This window comes from Lysinibacillus sp. YS11 (assembly GCF_002896375.1).
GTDB classification, from domain to species: domain Bacteria; phylum Bacillota; class Bacilli; order Bacillales_A; family Planococcaceae; genus Lysinibacillus; species Lysinibacillus capsici.
Window position 1 is genome coordinate 66,999 of sequence record NZ_CP026007.1, and the last position, 18,743, is coordinate 85,741.

Genomic DNA, 18,743 nt, shown 5'->3' on the forward strand with positions numbered 1-18,743 from the left:
AAATTACGCTAGATTTTCATTATCATTAAAGTAATTTTTCATCTTTTCTCGATCGAAACGGCCTTCCCATTTAGCCATTACTAATGACGCTAATGAGTTACCAATTACGTTAACAACTGTACGTCCCATATCAAGAATACGGTCAATACCAGCAATGAAGGCTAGTCCCTCAAGTGGAATACCTACAGTACCTAAAGTTGCTAGAAGTACTACGAATGATACGCCTGGTACACCTGCAATACCTTTTGATGTAACCATTAATACAAGCATTAACGTAATTTGTTCACCAATGCTTAAGTGAATACCGTACATTTGTGCAATAAATAATGCTGCAATGGCTTGATATAGTGTTGACCCATCTAAATTAAAGGAGTAACCGGTAGGTATAACAAAAGATACAATATCCTTTGGCGCCCCTAATTTCTCCATTTTCATCATAATACGTGGTAACACAGCTTCAGAACTTGCTGTTGAGAAGGCTAAAATTAGCTCATCTTTTAATACTTTAATTAAATAGAAGATGCTGATTCCTGCGAATTTTGCCACAAGTCCAAGAACGACAAAGATAAAGAATAGCATTGTTGCATAAACAAGAATTGCTAATTTGGCAAGCGGAACCAGTGAAGCAAACCCATATTTGGAAACGGTTACTCCAATTAAACCAAATACCCCTAGTGGCGCGAATTTCATTACGAGGTTTGTTACCCAGAACATAGCATCTGCTACCCCTTGGAAGAAGTCTAAGACTGGTTTCCCTCGATCTCCTACTGCAGCAACCCCTAAACCGAAAATAACTGAGAAGAAGATAATTGCTAGCATATTACCTTCAGCCATTGACTGAATAATATTTGTTGGGACAATGCCTACAATGATATCAAATGGTCCCTCATGCTGAACTTCCTCAGTTGTTGATACATACTTCGAAATATCCCCTTGAGATAATTCATTCATGTTAAGACCTGCACCAGGTTGGAAAATGTTTGCGGAAAGTAATCCAACTACGATTGCAACTGTAGTAATAATCTCAAAGTAAATTATAGATTTCCCGCCTAATCGTCCAAGTTGCTTCATATCTCCAGTACCAGCAACACCAACGATTAATGTCGAAATAATAATCGGTACAACAATCATCTTAATAAGATGTAAAAATATATCCCCTAATGGTTGTAGATATGTCTCAATTTTGGGATTTCCGTAAAAGATACCACCAACAATGATCCCTAAAATCAAACCGATTAAAATCTGAGCGGCTAAACTGACTTTAAATTTCTTTTTCAAATCCTTTGTACCTCCCCTAATATTAAATTTTTAGGACACGCCTTACTTTAATAATACGGAGGACTTATGGAATCCGACAAAATCCGAGAAAATTAATTTACTTTTGTTAAAATGTCTGAATATAACACTTGAATAAACTTCTTAATATTTACCTTTGCTTTACGATTATCGTGATCTTCAATCTGTGTCATGAGCTGACGAATTTCTTTAAAATCAAAGTAGCGAGGGGCATAGTACTCGAATTCTGAGTTTGTGTAATCAACAACCCCTAAATTAGCGAGATTAATCATGGCAGCTAATATTGTACGACGCACACGCTGCTCGATGGCTTTACTCTCTTTTAAAATTTCATCTGGCGTAGCCTTGGTCACAGCTGCAATTTCTTCATAAAGCTCTTTTAATGGAGGAAGGGGGGCAATCTTGTGCTGGTGAGCAAGTAATGTTTCTATAATGGCAATGATATCCTCACTACCAATTTCCCCGACAATCCCCATATCATTCAAAATAGATTGAATATGGTCTCGTGATGTAGCTTTATGAGTCTTTTGTTCACTTAACTCAATATTTGTAAGTGATTGACGTATCACTAATAGTGAATTTTTAAGTCGAAATTGTTCAGTTGTTTTTTTCAAAACATTTTCGACTTCAATACGATTGATTGGTTTATGAATGAAGAAATCAATTCCTTGCTCATATGCTTCGCCAACCATTTCCTTATTCACTACCTGTGAAATCATAATAAATTGTCCCTCAAAACGATTTTGCATAAGTTGTTCCACAGTTGCTATGCCATCAAGCTTAGGCATCAGTAAATCAATAAGCACAAACTCTGGCTGTGTCATTAAAATTTGTGGAATGGCATCCTCACCATTGCGAGCCTCACCAATAACTGTTCCTAACCCGCTATCTTCAATAATTTGCTTTAACATAACACGACTTGCACGATCATCATCTACAATAAAATACCTCATTTAAGTCTCTCCCGTTTGAATAGTTTGCGTAGGAATTATGATTTTAAACGTTGTGTATTGATTGTTTGATTCAACGGTTATTGAGCCTTTTAATTTTTCTACTAGTTCAGCAACATGTGAAAGCCCAATGCCAGTTGCTGCAACACCATCAACATTGAATTTAGTGGTGTATCCAGGTTCAAAAATAACAGAAATATCTGCTTGTGAAATCCCTTGTCCATTATCACATACGGTTATTACAGTATTATCCTCTTGGCGCTCAATAGCAATAGAAATGATCCCTTGCTTTTCAATAGCCTCAACAGCATTGGCTGATAAATTATTTAATAGAGCAAGGAGTGCAATATGATCTTTCGTTTGAAAATCGAAGTCTATACATGTATTAAATTGTATTTCCTTACCGAGTAATTCTGCATATTTCCTATTACCTTCTTCAATATAATGCAATAATTCTGATAATACAAAAGGGCCAAAGCTCTTTTCACCGACAATCTTTGAAATACCAGCATATATCCGTTGAGAATCCTTTTTCACTTCATGGATTTCCTGGGCAATATGAAGTGCTTGTAAACTTTCGGCTCGAAAACCTAGCGTCTTTAACTGACGATATAATTCATAACCACTACCTGTAATTGTTTCAATATGATTCATTGATTTTTTTAAATATAGTGTCTCCACATAGAGATCAGATCCAATATTCAGCATTTCTTGTACCCGTTTTTTTGTTCAGCTATCAAAATAGAGCTGTAAATCCCTACTACAAAAAAGCTTCGTAATAATGCCACTGCTAATAGGATCAAGAGATCATGGAGAAATAAAAAAGTATATGTTTGGACAAAAAAGCGGAAAATTTGTTCAGCTAAATTACTGATAACCTCACTAAAAGCAACGAGTAAACCAAGTTTTAGTGGTTTTTCTCTGTATTGTTGAATATCTAAAATTTGCAGGCATACTGCAAACAATACATAAAATAAACCAGCTGGTAAATGGTTAAATATACTCTCGGCAATCGGAACATCATGTAATGTCGAATTAATAACCCGAAAAATAGTTGTCACAATACTGGTAGCTACACCGGCTAAAATAATTGGTGTAGGTTTAATTAATGTGCATAAAAAGAAGACAATGGTTCCTAAACCAAAACGGAAAGTTGTATTAGCAAAAGGCATAATTTTAATTTCACTACCTATTGCGGTCATAACAGCAATAATGAAAATCCAAGTAAGGGAAGCACGCGTCATAAGTAATTTCGATTGCAATTCAACAACCTCCCATCATTGATATAATAAAAAATACCACAACCGAGGCGGAAGTGGTATCTAACAAGTAATACATACAATTTGGGCAAAAAAAAAACGGCTACATTCGTAGTCGGAAATTTAAAACTGGAGGAGGTAGAGGGATTCGAACCCCCGCGCGGTGTTACCCGCCTGTCGGTTTTCAAGACCGATCCCTTCAGCCAGACTTGGGTATACCTCCATGTTATATTGCTTTACTGTCTTATCGACAAAAATAAATTTATCATAACTAGAAACGAACGTCAAGATAATTTTTGAAAAAATATATAATGTTTAAATTGTCACTTAGAAATAAATAATTTGTGCATTAAGTTGCATTTTATACAAACAGTCAGTATACTAGTTATTGCCGTGCTAGGTGGGAAGGTAGCGGTGTCCTGTAACTCGCAATCCGCTCTAGCGAGACTGAATTCCTTTTTCGAGGCTGTCCGTATTGTTTGGTCTGCCTTTTGCACGTAGTGTTGACGATTGGGTCCTGCGCAATGGATACCCATGAACCATGTCAGGTCCGGAAGGAAGCAGCATTAAGTGGTCTTATTCATGTGCCGCGGGGTTGCCTAATCTGAGCTAACGACAAGAGTAACGCTTATGTGCGGCTGTCAAGGAAAGGTGCACGGCATTAAATTGCCAATTCAAAGCATCCGTCTATTATAGGCGGATGCTTTTTTATTTTAAATTTAGCATCTTCATTTTCTATATAATGCTGCAAATGCTATAATAAAACTATTCAATTAAATGGAGAAGGAGAGAGGAAATCAGTGACGTATCAAGCATTTTACCGTGTGTATCGACCGCAATCTTTTCGAGAAATGTCTGGTCAAACACATGTCAAAAGAACGCTACAAAATGCTCTCCTAGCAAATAAAACAACACACGCTTACTTGTTTTCTGGGCCCCGTGGTACAGGGAAAACAAGTACTGCTAAAATCTTTGCGAAGGCCTTGAATTGTGAACATGCACCATCGAAAGAGCCTTGTAATGAATGTGCTACATGCATAAGTATTACAGATGGTTCTCATCCAGATGTAATTGAATTTGATGCAGCCTCAAATTCACGTGTTGAAGAGATTAGGGATATCATAGAAAAGGTTCGTTTTGCTCCCGCAAGCAGTAGATATAAGGTGTACATCATAGACGAAGTGCATATGCTTTCTACAAGCGCTTTTAACGCTCTTTTAAAAACGTTGGAAGAACCACCTCCTCATGCTGTTTTTATTTTAGCAACTACAGAGCCTCATAAATTGCCTGCTACGATCATTTCTCGTTGTCAGCGTTTTGATTTTAAACGACTTTCTACTAATGATATTATTGAACGTATGAAGGTTGTTTTGGAAGATATTGACTTGCCATATGAAGAACAAGGTTTAAAGGTGATTGCACAATCAGCCGCAGGGGGAATGCGTGATGCTTTAAGCTTATTGGACCAAGTTGTGTCTTTTAGTGGCGAAAAATTAAAACTTGAGGATACGTTATTAGTTACAGGTTCTATTAGTCAGGATGTTTTTTATGATCTAGCGGAGGCACTCAAGGTAAAAGATGTTGCGCAAATGCTTGCCCTTTTAGAGCAACTTATAGCTGACGGTAAGGACCCTTTGCGGCTCTCAGAGGATTTAATTACATTTTTCCGCGATTTATTATTACTTCAAACAAGTGATGATTTAGCTGAACTTTTAGAGCTTGTATCTCCTGAGGAACGTGTATTCACTTTAGCACACGAATTTGCACCAAATATGCTTTATGGGTATATCGATATACTGGCAAAGACACAGCAAGAGATGCGTTTCTCTCACCATACCAAAATATATTTAGAGACGGCTTTGCTTAAAATGGTACAGTTTTCAGGAGGGGTAGCCCATCAAACGGTGACTACAAATGAAATGGGAGAAAACCCTGATCTCACTCAAAAAATTGTGGCTCTTGAACAGCTGGTTCAGCAACTATCCTTACAACTGCAAACGGGGACTCCTATGCAAACGCCGACAGCACAAAAAGAGCAACGGCCCCGAGCTAAAAGTCCGAATGGTTATAAAGCACCTACAGGTCGTATTCAGGAAGTGCTGAAAGATGCCACAAAGCAAGATGTGCAACGCATTAAGTCCATTTGGGCGCAGGCCTTAAGTCAAATGCAAAAATCACAATCTGCTCTTTTAGCAGAAGCCGAACCTGTTGCGGCATCTTCAAGTGCTTTTGTGTTAAAATTCAAGTATGATATTCATTGTCAGATGGTTGCCGACAACCAGTCTTTAAAGGCTCACTTTACACAATTAATTGCAGGGCAAACTGGTACAATGTACGAGATGCTATGCATACCAGAAGAATCATGGTTAAAAATGCGTGAAGAGTTTATTCGTGATCATGGTCTGCAGCAAAAGAAATCACAGTCTGAATCAGAGCATGGAGAAGAATTATTAGAGCCACCACCGGCAGAAATGCCAGAAGAACCATTTATCGATGATGCCCAACCTCTTGCTTCACAAGATCCACTTGTGACAGAGGCTGAAAAGCTCTTTGGTAAAGATTTTGTTGAAATCATTGAAGATTAAATTTTTTAGGAGGAAACATTTATGCGTGGAATGGGAAATATGCAAGGTATGATGAAAAAAATGCAAAAAATGCAAAAGGAAATGATGGAGGCACAAGAAGCTTTAAATGCTGAGCAATTTGAAGGTGTTGCAGGCGGCGGTATGGTGAAAGTAACAGTTTCTGGTCAGCGTGAAGTAGTTTCAGTAAATCTGGATGAATCTGTAGTAGACCCAGAAGACATCGAAATGCTACAAGACCTAATTGTTATTGCAACAAATGAAGCGTTGAAAAAAGTAGAAGAAAAAACAAACTCAACTATGGGTAAATTCACGCAAGGCTTAAACCTTCCATTCTAGGAGGTATTCATATGTACTACCCAGAACCAATATCTAAATTGATCGATAGTTTTATGAAATTGCCAGGTATCGGGCCGAAAACTGCGGCTCGTCTGGCGTTTTTTGTGTTAACAATGAAGGAAGATGATGTATTATCTTTCTCTAAAGCACTGATTGATGCTAAACGAAACCTAAGCTACTGTTCTGTTTGTGGCAATATAACAGATGTAGATCCATGTCACATATGTACAGATAAGCAACGAGATCATTCTATTATTTGTGTTGTACAAGATACAAAAGATGTGATTGCAATGGAAAAAATGCGTGACTACAACGGTATGTACCATGTACTTCAAGGAGCAATTTCACCAATGGATGGTATTGGTCCAGAAGACATTAATGTTGCTTCTTTGCTAGTGCGCTTGCAAGATGAAAGTGTCCAAGAACTTATTTTAGCTACAAATTCAACAATCGAGGGTGAGGCAACCGCTATGTACATTTCTCGCCTTGTCAAACCGTCTGGCATTCGTACAACCCGTATTGCTCATGGATTGCCAGTAGGTGGAGATCTAGAATATGCAGATGAGGTTACGCTATCTAAGGCAATGGAAGGCCGACGCGAGTTATGAGTGAGGGATTAGTATGTTCTTCCGTAGTAAAGGGAAATTAAAAAAGAATTCGACGATAAGCTTGTGAATCTGATTAAAGAAACAAAAGAGGATTTACAACAGGCAAAGATAATAGAAGAATTAATGGATGATTATGACCTAGGTGTAATTGCTCAACGCAAAACAGCAGAAAGTATTCATTTCTATTTGTTTAAGGAAGCTAGAATTCGTAAGGTATTAATAAAATAGTTCTCTGTAAAATATTCATAGAAGCAAAACAGGAAACATAAACTTTCATAATTATTTAATTGAGGGGGCAACTATATGTCTGGGTTAGTAATTATGAGTATTTGTATTCCTGTCGGGCTTCTTTTTCTTTATGTAATAATAAGACATGCTAAATTGGGTAAAATCTTAGAAGGATTATCGGTGTTCTGGTTTAGATTTGCATTTGCTTTTCTACTATTATTCGTAATCCATTTAGGTATTGGTTATATAGGATATAATGTGCCAATCAATCTGTTTTCGGTCTTAACAATCGCTGTTTTAGGTATTCCTGGTGTCTTAGGAATAACAGCTTTAATATTTATTTTATAAAAGGCTTGCAATATAAAAAGATTATGGTATAGTTATAAAAGTCGCTAATACAACTGATTGAAACGAAAAATAATTTTAAAATTATTGTTGACGCAGTTTGTGGCGCGTGGTATTATATAAGAGTTGCTGCTGAAACAGTAGTGAACGATATGAACCTTGAAAACTGAACAAGCAAAACGTAATCAATAAAGTTTTAAGTAGCTAGTTTTGCTAGTGAACGAAACACAATTTTGGACATCAAACATGATGCCAGCAAAACAATTTGAGCTAATCAAATTTCTTTTATGGAGAGTTTGATCCTGGCTCAGGACGAACGCTGGCGGCGTGCCTAATACATGCAAGTCGAGCGAACAGAAAAGGAGCTTGCTCCTTTGACGTTAGCGGCGGACGGGTGAGTAACACGTGGGCAACCTACCCTATAGTTTGGGATAACTCCGGGAAACCGGGGCTAATACCGAATAATCTCTTTTACTTCATGGTGAAAGACTGAAAGACGGTTTCGGCTGTCGCTATAGGATGGGCCCGCGGCGCATTAGCTAGTTGGTGAGGTAACGGCTCACCAAGGCGACGATGCGTAGCCGACCTGAGAGGGTGATCGGCCACACTGGGACTGAGACACGGCCCAGACTCCTACGGGAGGCAGCAGTAGGGAATCTTCCACAATGGGCGAAAGCCTGATGGAGCAACGCCGCGTGAGTGAAGAAGGTTTTCGGATCGTAAAACTCTGTTGTAAGGGAAGAACAAGTACAGTAGTAACTGGCTGTACCTTGACGGTACCTTATTAGAAAGCCACGGCTAACTACGTGCCAGCAGCCGCGGTAATACGTAGGTGGCAAGCGTTGTCCGGAATTATTGGGCGTAAAGCGCGCGCAGGCGGTCCTTTAAGTCTGATGTGAAAGCCCACGGCTCAACCGTGGAGGGTCATTGGAAACTGGGGGACTTGAGTGCAGAAGAGGAAAGTGGAATTCCAAGTGTAGCGGTGAAATGCGTAGAGATTTGGAGGAACACCAGTGGCGAAGGCGACTTTCTGGTCTGTAACTGACGCTGAGGCGCGAAAGCGTGGGGAGCAAACAGGATTAGATACCCTGGTAGTCCACGCCGTAAACGATGAGTGCTAAGTGTTAGGGGGTTTCCGCCCCTTAGTGCTGCAGCTAACGCATTAAGCACTCCGCCTGGGGAGTACGGTCGCAAGACTGAAACTCAAAGGAATTGACGGGGGCCCGCACAAGCGGTGGAGCATGTGGTTTAATTCGAAGCAACGCGAAGAACCTTACCAGGTCTTGACATCCCGTTGACCACTGTAGAGATATAGTTTCCCCTTCGGGGGCAACGGTGACAGGTGGTGCATGGTTGTCGTCAGCTCGTGTCGTGAGATGTTGGGTTAAGTCCCGCAACGAGCGCAACCCTTGATCTTAGTTGCCATCATTTAGTTGGGCACTCTAAGGTGACTGCCGGTGACAAACCGGAGGAAGGTGGGGATGACGTCAAATCATCATGCCCCTTATGACCTGGGCTACACACGTGCTACAATGGACGATACAAACGGTTGCCAACTCGCGAGAGGGAGCTAATCCGATAAAGTCGTTCTCAGTTCGGATTGTAGGCTGCAACTCGCCTACATGAAGCCGGAATCGCTAGTAATCGCGGATCAGCATGCCGCGGTGAATACGTTCCCGGGCCTTGTACACACCGCCCGTCACACCACGAGAGTTTGTAACACCCGAAGTCGGTGAGGTAACCTTTTGGAGCCAGCCGCCGAAGGTGGGATAGATGATTGGGGTGAAGTCGTAACAAGGTAGCCGTATCGGAAGGTGCGGCTGGATCACCTCCTTTCTAAGGATTATTTCGGAATACAAACCTTAGGTTTGTAAGATTACGTTTTGCGTTCAGTTTTGAAGGTTCATTCTATTTGAATGAAACACTTCAAAACTTGTTCTTTGAAAACTGGATAAAACGACATTGAAATTGTAACAAACACATTTATTTTTTTAAGTTTTTTATAGGCTTAATAACTTGGTTAAGTTATTAAGGGCGCACGGCGAATGCCTTGGCACTAGGAGCCGAAGAAGGACGGCACTAACACCGATATGCTTCGGGGAGCTGTAAGTGAGCTTTGATCCGGAGATTTCCGAATGGGGGAACCCACTACGTTTAATCGCGTAGTATCTTGACGTGAATACATAGCGTCTTGAAGGCAGACCCAGGGAACTGAAACATCTAAGTACCTGGAGGAAGAGAAAGAAAAATCGATTCCCTGAGTAGCGGCGAGCGAAACGGGAAGAGCCCAAACCAAGAGGCTTGCCTCTTGGGGTTGTAGGACACTCTATACGGAGTTACAAAAGAGCGAGTTAGATGAAGCGACTTGGAAAGGTCCGCCAGAGCAGGTAAAAGCCCTGTAGTCGAAAGTTCGTTCTCTCCTGAGTGGATCCTGAGTACGGCGGAACACGTGAAATTCCGTCGGAATCCGGGAGGACCATCTCCCAAGGCTAAATACTACCTAGTGACCGATAGTGAACCAGTACCGTGAGGGAAAGGTGAAAAGCACCCCGGAAGGGGAGTGAAAGAGATCCTGAAACCGTGTGCCTACAAGTAGTTAGAGCCCGTTAATGGGTGATAGCGTGCCTTTTGTAGAATGAACCGGCGAGTTACGATTACGTGCGAGGTTAAGCTTTAGAAGGCGGAGCCGCAGCGAAAGCGAGTCTGAATAGGGCGAAATAGTACGTGGTCGTAGACCCGAAACCAGGTGATCTACCCATGTCCAGGGTGAAGGTGAGGTAACACTTACTGGAGGCCCGAACCCACGCACGTTGAAAAGTGCGGGGATGAGGTGTGGGTAGCGGAGAAATTCCAATCGAACTTGGAGATAGCTGGTTCTCTCCGAAATAGCTTTAGGGCTAGCCTCGTGATGAGAATACTGGAGGTAGAGCACTGTTTGGACTAGGGGGCCATCCCGGTTTACCGAATTCAGACAAACTCCGAATGCCAGATATTTATACACGGGAGTCAGACTGCGAGTGATAAGATCCGTAGTCAAAAGGGAAACAGCCCAGACCACCAGCTAAGGTCCCAAAGTAATCGTTAAGTGGAAAAGGATGTGGCGTTGCACAGACAACCAGGATGTTGGCTTAGAAGCAGCCATCATTTAAAGAGTGCGTAATAGCTCACTGGTCGAGTGACGCTGCGCCGAAAATGTATCGGGGCTAAACGATTCACCGAAGCTGTGGATTGACATCTACGATGTCAGTGGTAGGAGAGCGTTCTAAGTGCGTTGAAGTCAGATCGGAAGGACTGGTGGAGCGCTTAGAAGTGAGAATGCCGGTATGAGTAGCGAAAGACGGGTGAGAATCCCGTCCACCGTATGACTAAGGTTTCCTGAGGAAGGCTCGTCCGCTCAGGGTTAGTCGGGACCTAAGCCGAGGCCGATAGGCGTAGGCGATGGACAACAGGTTGATATTCCTGTACCACCTCCTCACCGTTTGAGAAATGGGGGGACGCAGTAGGATAGGGTAAGCGCGCCGTTGGTTGTGCGCGTCCAAGCAGTAAGGCGTGTGTGTAGGCAAATCCGCACACTGTAACGTTGAGCTGTGATGGCGAGTCCGTATGGACGAAGTTCCTGATTTCACACTGCCAAGAAAAGCCTCTATCGAGGTGAGAGGTGCCCGTACCGCAAACCGACACAGGTAGTCGAGGAGAGAATCCTAAGGTGTGCGAGAGAACTCTCGTTAAGGAACTCGGCAAAATGACCCCGTAACTTCGGGAGAAGGGGTGCTCTTGAGCGTGCAAGCGCATGAGAGCCGCAGTGAATAGGCCCAGGCGACTGTTTAGCAAAAACACAGGTCTCTGCAAAACCGTAAGGTGACGTATAGGGGCTGACGCCTGCCCGGTGCTGGAAGGTTAAGAGGAGTGGTTAGCGCAAGCGAAGCTGCGAATTGAAGCCCCAGTAAACGGCGGCCGTAACTATAACGGTCCTAAGGTAGCGAAATTCCTTGTCGGGTAAGTTCCGACCCGCACGAAAGGCGTAACGATCTGGGCACTGTCTCAACGAGAGACTCGGTGAAATTATAGTACCTGTGAAGATGCAGGTTACCCGCGACAGGACGGAAAGACCCCGTGGAGCTTTACTGTAGCCTGATATTGAATTTTGGTACAACTTGTACAGGATAGGTAGGAGCCAGAGATCTCGGAGCGCCAGCTTCGAAGGAGGCGTCGGTGGGATACTACCCTGGTTGTATTGAAATTCTAACCCATGCCCCTTAGCGGGGCAGGAGACAGTGTCAGGCGGACAGTTTGACTGGGGCGGTCGCCTCCTAAAAGGTAACGGAGGCGCCCAAAGGTTCCCTCAGAATGGTTGGAAATCATTCGTAGAGTGTAAAGGCACAAGGGAGCTTGACTGCGAGACCTACAAGTCGAGCAGGGTCGAAAGACGGGCTTAGTGATCCGGTGGTTCCGCATGGAAGGGCCATCGCTCAACGGATAAAAGCTACCCCGGGGATAACAGGCTTATCTCCCCCAAGAGTCCACATCGACGGGGAGGTTTGGCACCTCGATGTCGGCTCATCGCATCCTGGGGCTGTAGTCGGTCCCAAGGGTTGGGCTGTTCGCCCATTAAAGCGGTACGCGAGCTGGGTTCAGAACGTCGTGAGACAGTTCGGTCCCTATCCGTCGTGGGCGTAGGAAATTTGAGAGGAGCTGTCCTTAGTACGAGAGGACCGGGATGGACACACCGCTGGTGTACCAGTTGTCTTGCCAAAGGCATCGCTGGGTAGCTATGTGTGGACGGGATAAGTGCTGAAAGCATCTAAGCATGAAGCCCCCTCAAGATGAGATTTCCCATTACGCAAGTAAGTAAGATCCCTCAAAGACGATGAGGTAGATAGGTTCGAGGTGGAAGTGTGGTGACACATGGAGCTGACGAATACTAATCGATCGAGGACTTAACCAAAAAAGTTTGAAACATTCAATGCACCGTTTATCCAGTTTTGAAAGAATAAATCTTTCAATTAAATACAAAGTCTAGTGATGATGGCAAAGAGGTCACACCCGTTCCCATACCGAACACGGAAGTTAAGCTCTTTAGCGCCGATGGTAGTTGGGGGCTTCCCCCTGTGAGAGTAGGACGTCGCTAGGCAAAAAGTAACCACTGAGAAATCAGTGGTTTTTTGTATGTTTTGAAATCTAGAAAATGTTAAAGTTTAATAGAATGATCAAAATATTCAAAGGGGTGCAATGGAATGGCAACAGGACAATATAGTAAGGTAATCAATGTACAGAAAAATAAATTAGAGGGTTTTATTCATAATAAAGAACAATGGGCTGTTTTAATACCAGGTTACTTACATCATGAATTACTAAATGAAGACGATATGATCTGGGTCTTCCAAGGAGACTTTGGTATAATTCAGAAAGCTGTTAAAGTAAAACTTAAAGTAAACAAATCAGATGCTCATCAAATACAGTTTGAATTAGAGGGTTTATCTGATCCTATAAATGGTAATGGTTCTTTTGAAATCATACAAAATCAAAATGAATCACCACAACTGACTGGTAATTTAACAATGAAAGCAAGTGGATTTTTAGCAGGAATGATGAATCCAGTATTAGATAATTTTGTACCTCGGCTGATTGAGCAATTAGTGGAAGCAATGGCCATTCAAGCATTACAAGACTAGTTATATGAAAATAAGTGGTGAACCGATTATTACAGATAACAGCAATAATCGGTTTTATTTTAATTAGCAATTCCTACTGCTACAAAAATGATGGTTTAGGTATAGATGACTCTTTTTTTGAGTGAGGCGTCAACGATAATGACATCAAGCTGTGATTAACTTTGATGAAAAGGTTTGTTACTAAATAAAAAGTGGATTACCATGCGGAGGGATAGCTTTTTTCTCTCCTTATAATTTCGTATAATTAAAGGAGAATCTAACGAAAATGGGTGTTTGTTTTGCATAAGAAAAAACCAATTATAGAAGGGTTAGAACGTTTTCGACAGCAACAAAATATTTCTTTTCATGTCCCAGGTCATAAGCATGGTGAACTGTCCCACCTTCCACAAGCATTTAAGGATGTAATGCGTTATGATGTAACTGAGTTATCAGGATTAGATGATCTACATTACCCTGAGGAAATGATATTAGAAGCCGAGAATTTATTGGCAGATACATATGGAGCAACGAAGAGTTTCTTTTTGGTAGGAGGGTCTACTGTTGGAAATTTAGCAATGATTTATGCTACTTGTAACAAAGACGATACCATTATAGTTCAGCGTAATGCACATAAATCAATTTTCCATGCTATTGAACTTGTTGGGGCTAAGCCAATTTTTGTGTCGCCGCTATGGGATGAACGGACAATGTCGGCGACACATGTAACTTATAGAGATTTAAAAGAAGCCGTAGAAAATTATTCAGAGGCGAAAGCAGTAGTTTTAACATATCCTACTTATTATGGGATGACTTCGAATGAAATACAGCAACAAATTGCTTATTGTCATGAGAAGGGAATACCTGTATTGGTGGATGAAGCACATGGCGCTCATTTTAATGCATGTACGCTATTTCAGCCATCCGCATTGACACTTGGTGCAGACGTTGTTGTTCAATCAGCTCATAAAACTTTACCTGCTATGACGATGGCCTCTTTTATGCATGTTAAGTCGGAATTGATAGAGGCTGACAAAATACATCATTACTTACGCATGTTACAATCTAGTAGTCCATCTTACTTATTATTAGCATCATTAGATGATGCTCGCTATTATGTACAGACATATATGGAGAGTGATGGGGCATATATAATAGAAAAAAAGAATCAATGGGTAGATGCATTACGAGCAATTGGATCATTAGAAGTAATTGAAGTAGATGATCCACTTAAAGTATTGCTACGTGTTAATGGTTATAGTGGCTTTCAATTACAGGAGGCATTAGAGGCAAAGCATGTATATGGGGAACTTGCAGATGCCAATCAGGTTTTATTTGTGTTACCTTTGCTGAAGCAGGGACATACCTACCCATTTGCTGAAATCAGGGTTCGTATAAAAGAGGCCATAACAACGCTATTAAACACAGCTAAAACAGATAGCATAACGGCTTCTCAAACAGCCTATCATTTTGTACCGATTACTGAGCCTATATATACCTTTAATGAGGTTGCATCATTAAAGAAAGAATGGTTACCATATATGCGTACAATGGGGCGAATTTCAGCGAATATGATCATTCCTTATCCACCTGGTATACCATTATTAGTACCAGGAGAAAGAATAACAGTAGCTAAGTTAAGTCAATTGGAAGAGCTACTAGCAGCAGGTGCAACATTCCAGGGGAATCATCGTTTAGCAGAAAAAATGATTCAGGTTATTAAATAGTTGGAGGCAATAACAGCATGAATAGCAATTTATTTATTACATTTGAAGGACCAGAGGGAGCAGGAAAAACAACGGTCATTCAAATGATAGCAGAGCGATTAAAAAAAATAATATTGAAGTTCTAGCAACAAGAGAACCAGGTGGAATTGAGATTGCAGAAAAAATAAGAACGATTATTTTGAATCCTGCACATACTGCTATGGATGAACGAACAGAAGCATTGTTATATGCTGCAGCAAGAAGCCAGCATTATTTTGAGAAAGTACGTCCTGCCTTAGATGCAGGGAAGTTAGTGATATGTGACCGTTTTATCGATTCCTCTTTAGCTTATCAAGGATATGCAAGAGGTATAGGTGTCAATGAGGTGCTTTCTATTAATGAATTTGCTATTGGGAAGAAATTACCTGACGTGACCATACTATTTGATCTTGCTCCAGAGGTTGGCTTAGCGCGTATTCATGCAACTGGCAATCGGGAAGTAAACCGCTTAGATGTTGAAAGCTTGCCGTTTCATCAGAAGGTACGTGAAGGATATTTACAATTAGTAGAGCAGTACCCAGAGCGAATACGTGTAGTCAATGCAGATCAAGATATTGAAAATGTTGTGGAAGATGTATGGTTATTATTATTGGAAGCAATGCAGTAAATGCATGAAGTTGTCTACAACAATGTGATATAATGATACTATCCATTAATTTATTTTCACTAGGAGGGCAACATTTGTCGAAGTACCTATTAGGTCAGACACACCTTCGTGTAAGATACATTATGTGTTTATAGGGAACCTTGTAGATGTCTCTTTTAAAACTTTCTTATAGAGTTTTTGTATCAACATGATGATGTTCCTCTAGTTCAACAGATGAACTAAGATTAAGAATAGAATTGAAATCTATCTAGGCGAATTTTATAAAAGGGGTGAGTGCGAATGAAGTTAGTCGTAGCTGTAGTGCAAGATCAGGATAGCAGCCGCTTATCAAATGCTTTAACGAAAAATCAGTTTCGCGCAACTAAATTAGCGAGCACAGGAGGATTTTTACGTTCAGGAAATACGACATTTCTTATAGGAACTGAAGACTCTCTCATACCCAAACTTTTAGATATTATTCGGGATAATTGTCGGGCAAGAGAGCAAATGGTTGCACCCGTTTCTCCGTTAGGAGGAAATGCTGATTCCTATATACCTTACCCTGTGGAGGTAGAGGTGGGAGGAGCTACCGTATTTGTTTTACCGATTGAACAATTCCATCATTTTTAAAAAGTAGCCTCCGAAGCTAAATCATTGATTATTTGTTACTATTAAACATTTTATTTAAAATCGATTATGCGTAGGAGAAATAGATGAAAATTGTGGGGGCGAAACCAGCTTGAAGATTAATCAAGATATACGTGTCGGGTTAAATACAAATCGCAAAGAGCCACTACAAAATAATAATCAAAATAACCGATTTGGAGATATGGTCGTCAAGCAAGGTAATAAGCTGCAAACAGAACAACTCACGCGTTTGTTAGGAGATATATCTACTGCAGGGGACCGAGTAGCTAGATCACGTAATTTACGAGAACTTGCTAGGTTTAAAATGCTTGTTAAACGATTTCTACAAGAGACAGTAGAACATGGTATGGAGTTAAAACAATCACATACCTGGAATCGTTTTGGTGAAGGAAGACGTCTGAAAATCATTGAAACCATTGATACACGTCTTGTCGAGCTTGCACAGGATCTCTTAGACGAAGAAAAAGAAGCAATAGATCTTCTTGATAAAATCGGTGAAATTAAAGGCTTACTAATTAATTTATATATGTAAAACCCGTGTCTCGTTCTCATTTAGGCGCGGGCTTTTTTCAAATGTTGATGTGGCTACTCGCCATAAAGTAATCAACTGTAATCTTTACAAGAGTGCAAGAAAGTATCACCTTTTGTTGTAGAGACAGGAAGGAATTTAAATGTATGGCCAAGAATGTTGAAGAGCTACTCACACTGCAACCAGTCGTAATGAAGCAGCTTCAAACAATATTTGACAAGAATAGATTAGCACATGCATATATTTTTGATGGCGAAAAAGGGACAGGCAAGGCAGATATTATGCACTTTTTTGTCAAATTAATGTTATGTGAGCAACCAAGTGGAAATGTTCCATGTGAAACATGTCGAAATTGCAAACGTGTAGATTCGGGAAATCATCCAAATATTCATCAAATTTATCCAGATGGTCAATTCATAAAAATTGATCAGATGCGAGAACTCATCGGAGAAATGAAAATGGTGGGTGTAGAAGAAGGACGTAAGATTTATGTGCTTCATCATGCAGACCGTCTTAATACAGCCTCTGCAAATATGATACTTAAATTTTTAGAGGAGCCAGAAGGAGAAGTAACTGCCATATTACTAACTGAGCAAATGCAGTCAATTCTTCCAACTATCCGTTCTCGTTGTCAACATATCAAATTTCAAAAAATGCCACGTCATGTTTTGTTGAAGCATTTACAGGAAAATAATATTTCATATTCAATGGCCTCAACAGTAAGCATGATGACAAATGAGCTCGAAACAGCGATTTTTTTAGCAAATGATGAGCAGTTTGCACTCGCTCGAAAAACAGTGTTAAAATTAGTAGAGGCCATTCGGCAAAATGTACATGAAGCATTGCTTATTGTGCATGAAGAGTGGTTGCCTCACTTTAAAGAAAAAAGCGAGATGGAGCAAGCATTGGATTTACTACTATTTGCTTACCGTGATATAGTGTCAATAAAAGCTAATCCCGAGGCAGCTTGTACTTATCCAGACATGTTACCACTATTTAAAGAAGTTGCGTTATATTCCACTTATGAAAGATTATCAAATCAGATGGAATCTATTTTACAAGCACGCGCCTCTTTACAGCGTAACATGAATAGGACGTTATTGATGGAGCAGTTAATGCTAAATCTGCAGGAGGGATATACATTTGTATAATGTAGTAGGAGTCCGCTTTAAAAAGGCGGGTAAAATATATTATTTTGATCCGGCATCATTTCTACTAGAGGATAGTCAATATGTTATTGTAGAGACAGCCCGCGGTGTAGAGTATGGAAAAGTAGTTGTCCCTCAAAAAGTTGTGGGTGATAATGATGTTGTATTACCACTAAAACAAGTACTTAGACCAGCAGATGATCGTGATCGTATACAAGTAGAGGAAAATGCAGCGGAATCAAAGCGTGCATTTGAGCTCGCTAGTACTAAAATTATAGAGCATAATTTAGAAATGAAACTTGTAGATGTTGAATATACATTTGATCGTAATAAAATTATTTTTTACTTTACAGCTGAAGGACGAGTTGATTTTAGGGATCTAGTAAAAGATTTAGCCTCGGTTTTTAGAACACGTATTGAACTTCGTCAAATTGGTGTGCGTGATGAAGCCAAGCTTTTAGGTGGTATCGGTCCATGTGGTAGAATGCTTTGTTGTTCCACATTTTTGGGTGATTTTGAGCCCGTTTCGATTAAAATGGCTAAAGATCAAAACCTATCATTAAATCCTTCAAAAATATCTGGCCTTTGTGGACGTTTAATGTGTTGCTTAAAGTATGAAAATGATGAATATGAAGAAGCAAAAGAGGGCATGCCAGATGTTGGTGAGATAACAATGACACCAGATGGCCGTGGGAAAGTAGTAGGGCTAAATGTGCTGGAAAGACTTATTCAAGTATATTTACATGAGCAGGAACGCACAGTTGAGTATACACTAGAAGAACTGCTAGCATGCGAAAAAAATCTTATTTAA

15 protein-coding genes, 1 tRNA gene, 3 rRNA genes, 1 other RNA gene and 1 pseudogene are annotated in these 18,743 nt (G+C 40.7%); 16 read left to right on the top strand and 5 right to left on the bottom strand.

Going from position 1 to position 18,743, the window contains the following annotated elements; genetic code table 11:
• Positions 1–3 precede the first annotated feature (3 nt).
• The 5 genes from LBYS11_RS00295 to LBYS11_RS00310 all read right to left on the bottom strand — a co-directional run bounded on the left by LBYS11_RS00295 (position 4) and on the right by LBYS11_RS00310 (position 3,728).
• On the bottom strand, positions 4–1,278 hold the full coding sequence (locus tag LBYS11_RS00295) for a cation:dicarboxylate symporter family transporter (RefSeq protein WP_016995246.1): 1,275 nt from the start codon (positions 1,276–1,278) through the stop codon (positions 4–6).
• Between the two features lie 92 nt (positions 1,279–1,370).
• Positions 1,371–2,249, bottom strand: coding sequence for a response regulator (locus LBYS11_RS00300; protein WP_048391012.1), 879 nt, complete (start codon positions 2,247–2,249; stop codon positions 1,371–1,373).
• Positions 2,250–2,954 (bottom strand): ATP-binding protein, encoded by a 705-nt coding sequence (locus LBYS11_RS23355; protein ID WP_233732275.1) that lies wholly within the window; start codon positions 2,952–2,954, stop codon positions 2,250–2,252.
• Positions 2,948–3,508 carry a hypothetical protein gene (locus LBYS11_RS23360; RefSeq protein WP_233732278.1) on the bottom strand — a complete coding sequence of 187 codons (561 nt, stop codon included), beginning with the start codon at positions 3,506–3,508 and terminating at the stop codon, positions 2,948–2,950. Before LBYS11_RS23360 ends, LBYS11_RS23355 begins: the two co-directional genes overlap by 7 nt.
• A 127-nt stretch (positions 3,509–3,635) precedes the next feature.
• Positions 3,636–3,728, bottom strand: a tRNA-Ser gene (locus LBYS11_RS00310).
• 168 nt (positions 3,729–3,896) lie between these two features.
• Between LBYS11_RS00310 and ffs the strand changes: the two genes are divergently transcribed.
• The 16 genes and pseudogenes from ffs to LBYS11_RS00390 all read left to right on the top strand — a co-directional run bounded on the left by ffs (position 3,897) and on the right by LBYS11_RS00390 (position 18,743).
• Positions 3,897–4,164: signal recognition particle sRNA large type (gene ffs, locus LBYS11_RS00315), an RNA gene on the top strand.
• A 141-nt stretch (positions 4,165–4,305) separates the two neighbouring features.
• The gene (dnaX, locus tag LBYS11_RS00320) at positions 4,306–6,090 is read left to right on the top strand and encodes a DNA polymerase III subunit gamma/tau (protein WP_103117241.1); all 1,785 of its coding nucleotides are present in this window, start codon (positions 4,306–4,308) and stop codon (positions 6,088–6,090) included.
• A gap of 21 nt (positions 6,091–6,111) precedes the next feature.
• The gene (locus tag LBYS11_RS00325; RefSeq protein WP_004233957.1) at positions 6,112–6,426 is read left to right on the top strand and encodes a YbaB/EbfC family nucleoid-associated protein; all 315 of its coding nucleotides are present in this window, start codon (positions 6,112–6,114) and stop codon (positions 6,424–6,426) included.
• Positions 6,427–6,437: 11 nt separating this feature from the next.
• Complete coding sequence (gene recR, locus LBYS11_RS00330) at positions 6,438–7,034, top strand: recombination mediator RecR (protein WP_048391017.1); 597 nt, start codon at positions 6,438–6,440, stop codon at positions 7,032–7,034.
• A gap of 63 nt (positions 7,035–7,097) precedes the next feature.
• The gene (locus LBYS11_RS00335) at positions 7,098–7,262 is read left to right on the top strand and encodes a DUF2508 family protein (RefSeq protein ID WP_016992633.1); all 165 of its coding nucleotides are present in this window, start codon (positions 7,098–7,100) and stop codon (positions 7,260–7,262) included.
• A 75-nt stretch (positions 7,263–7,337) separates the two neighbouring features.
• On the top strand, positions 7,338–7,610 hold the full coding sequence (locus LBYS11_RS00340; RefSeq protein WP_048391019.1) for a pro-sigmaK processing inhibitor BofA family protein: 273 nt from the start codon (positions 7,338–7,340) through the stop codon (positions 7,608–7,610).
• A gap of 281 nt (positions 7,611–7,891) precedes the next feature.
• Positions 7,892–9,443: ribosomal RNA gene (locus LBYS11_RS00345) — 16S ribosomal RNA — on the top strand.
• 182 nt (positions 9,444–9,625) lie between these two features.
• Positions 9,626–12,552 (top strand): 23S ribosomal RNA (locus tag LBYS11_RS00350).
• A 70-nt stretch (positions 12,553–12,622) separates the two neighbouring features.
• Positions 12,623–12,738: ribosomal RNA gene (gene rrf / locus LBYS11_RS00355) — 5S ribosomal RNA — on the top strand.
• Together the 16S, 23S and 5S rRNA genes form the textbook arrangement of a ribosomal RNA operon.
• 103 nt (positions 12,739–12,841) lie before the next feature.
• Complete coding sequence (locus tag LBYS11_RS00360) at positions 12,842–13,279, top strand: SRPBCC family protein (protein ID WP_054548601.1); 438 nt, start codon at positions 12,842–12,844, stop codon at positions 13,277–13,279.
• Positions 13,280–13,548: 269 nt separating this feature from the next.
• Positions 13,549–14,982, top strand: coding sequence for an aminotransferase class I/II-fold pyridoxal phosphate-dependent enzyme (locus LBYS11_RS00365; protein ID WP_048395426.1), 1,434 nt, complete (start codon positions 13,549–13,551; stop codon positions 14,980–14,982).
• A 17-nt stretch (positions 14,983–14,999) separates the two neighbouring features.
• Positions 15,000–15,628: pseudogene (tmk, locus tag LBYS11_RS00370) on the top strand (dTMP kinase).
• A 279-nt stretch (positions 15,629–15,907) separates the two neighbouring features.
• Entirely contained in the window at positions 15,908–16,237 is a 330-nt protein-coding gene (locus LBYS11_RS00375; RefSeq protein WP_004229230.1) for a cyclic-di-AMP receptor, read from the top strand.
• Between the two features lie 109 nt (positions 16,238–16,346).
• Positions 16,347–16,787, top strand: a complete 441-nt coding sequence (locus LBYS11_RS00380) for a YaaR family protein (protein WP_004229228.1) — start codon at positions 16,347–16,349, stop codon at positions 16,785–16,787.
• Positions 16,788–16,930: 143 nt separating this feature from the next.
• Positions 16,931–17,935, top strand: a complete 1,005-nt coding sequence (holB, locus tag LBYS11_RS00385; protein ID WP_054548598.1) for a DNA polymerase III subunit delta' — start codon at positions 16,931–16,933, stop codon at positions 17,933–17,935.
• Entirely contained in the window at positions 17,928–18,743 is an 816-nt protein-coding gene (locus tag LBYS11_RS00390) for a PSP1 domain-containing protein (RefSeq protein ID WP_048395431.1), read from the top strand. The genes holB and LBYS11_RS00390 overlap by 8 nt, the downstream gene beginning before the upstream one ends.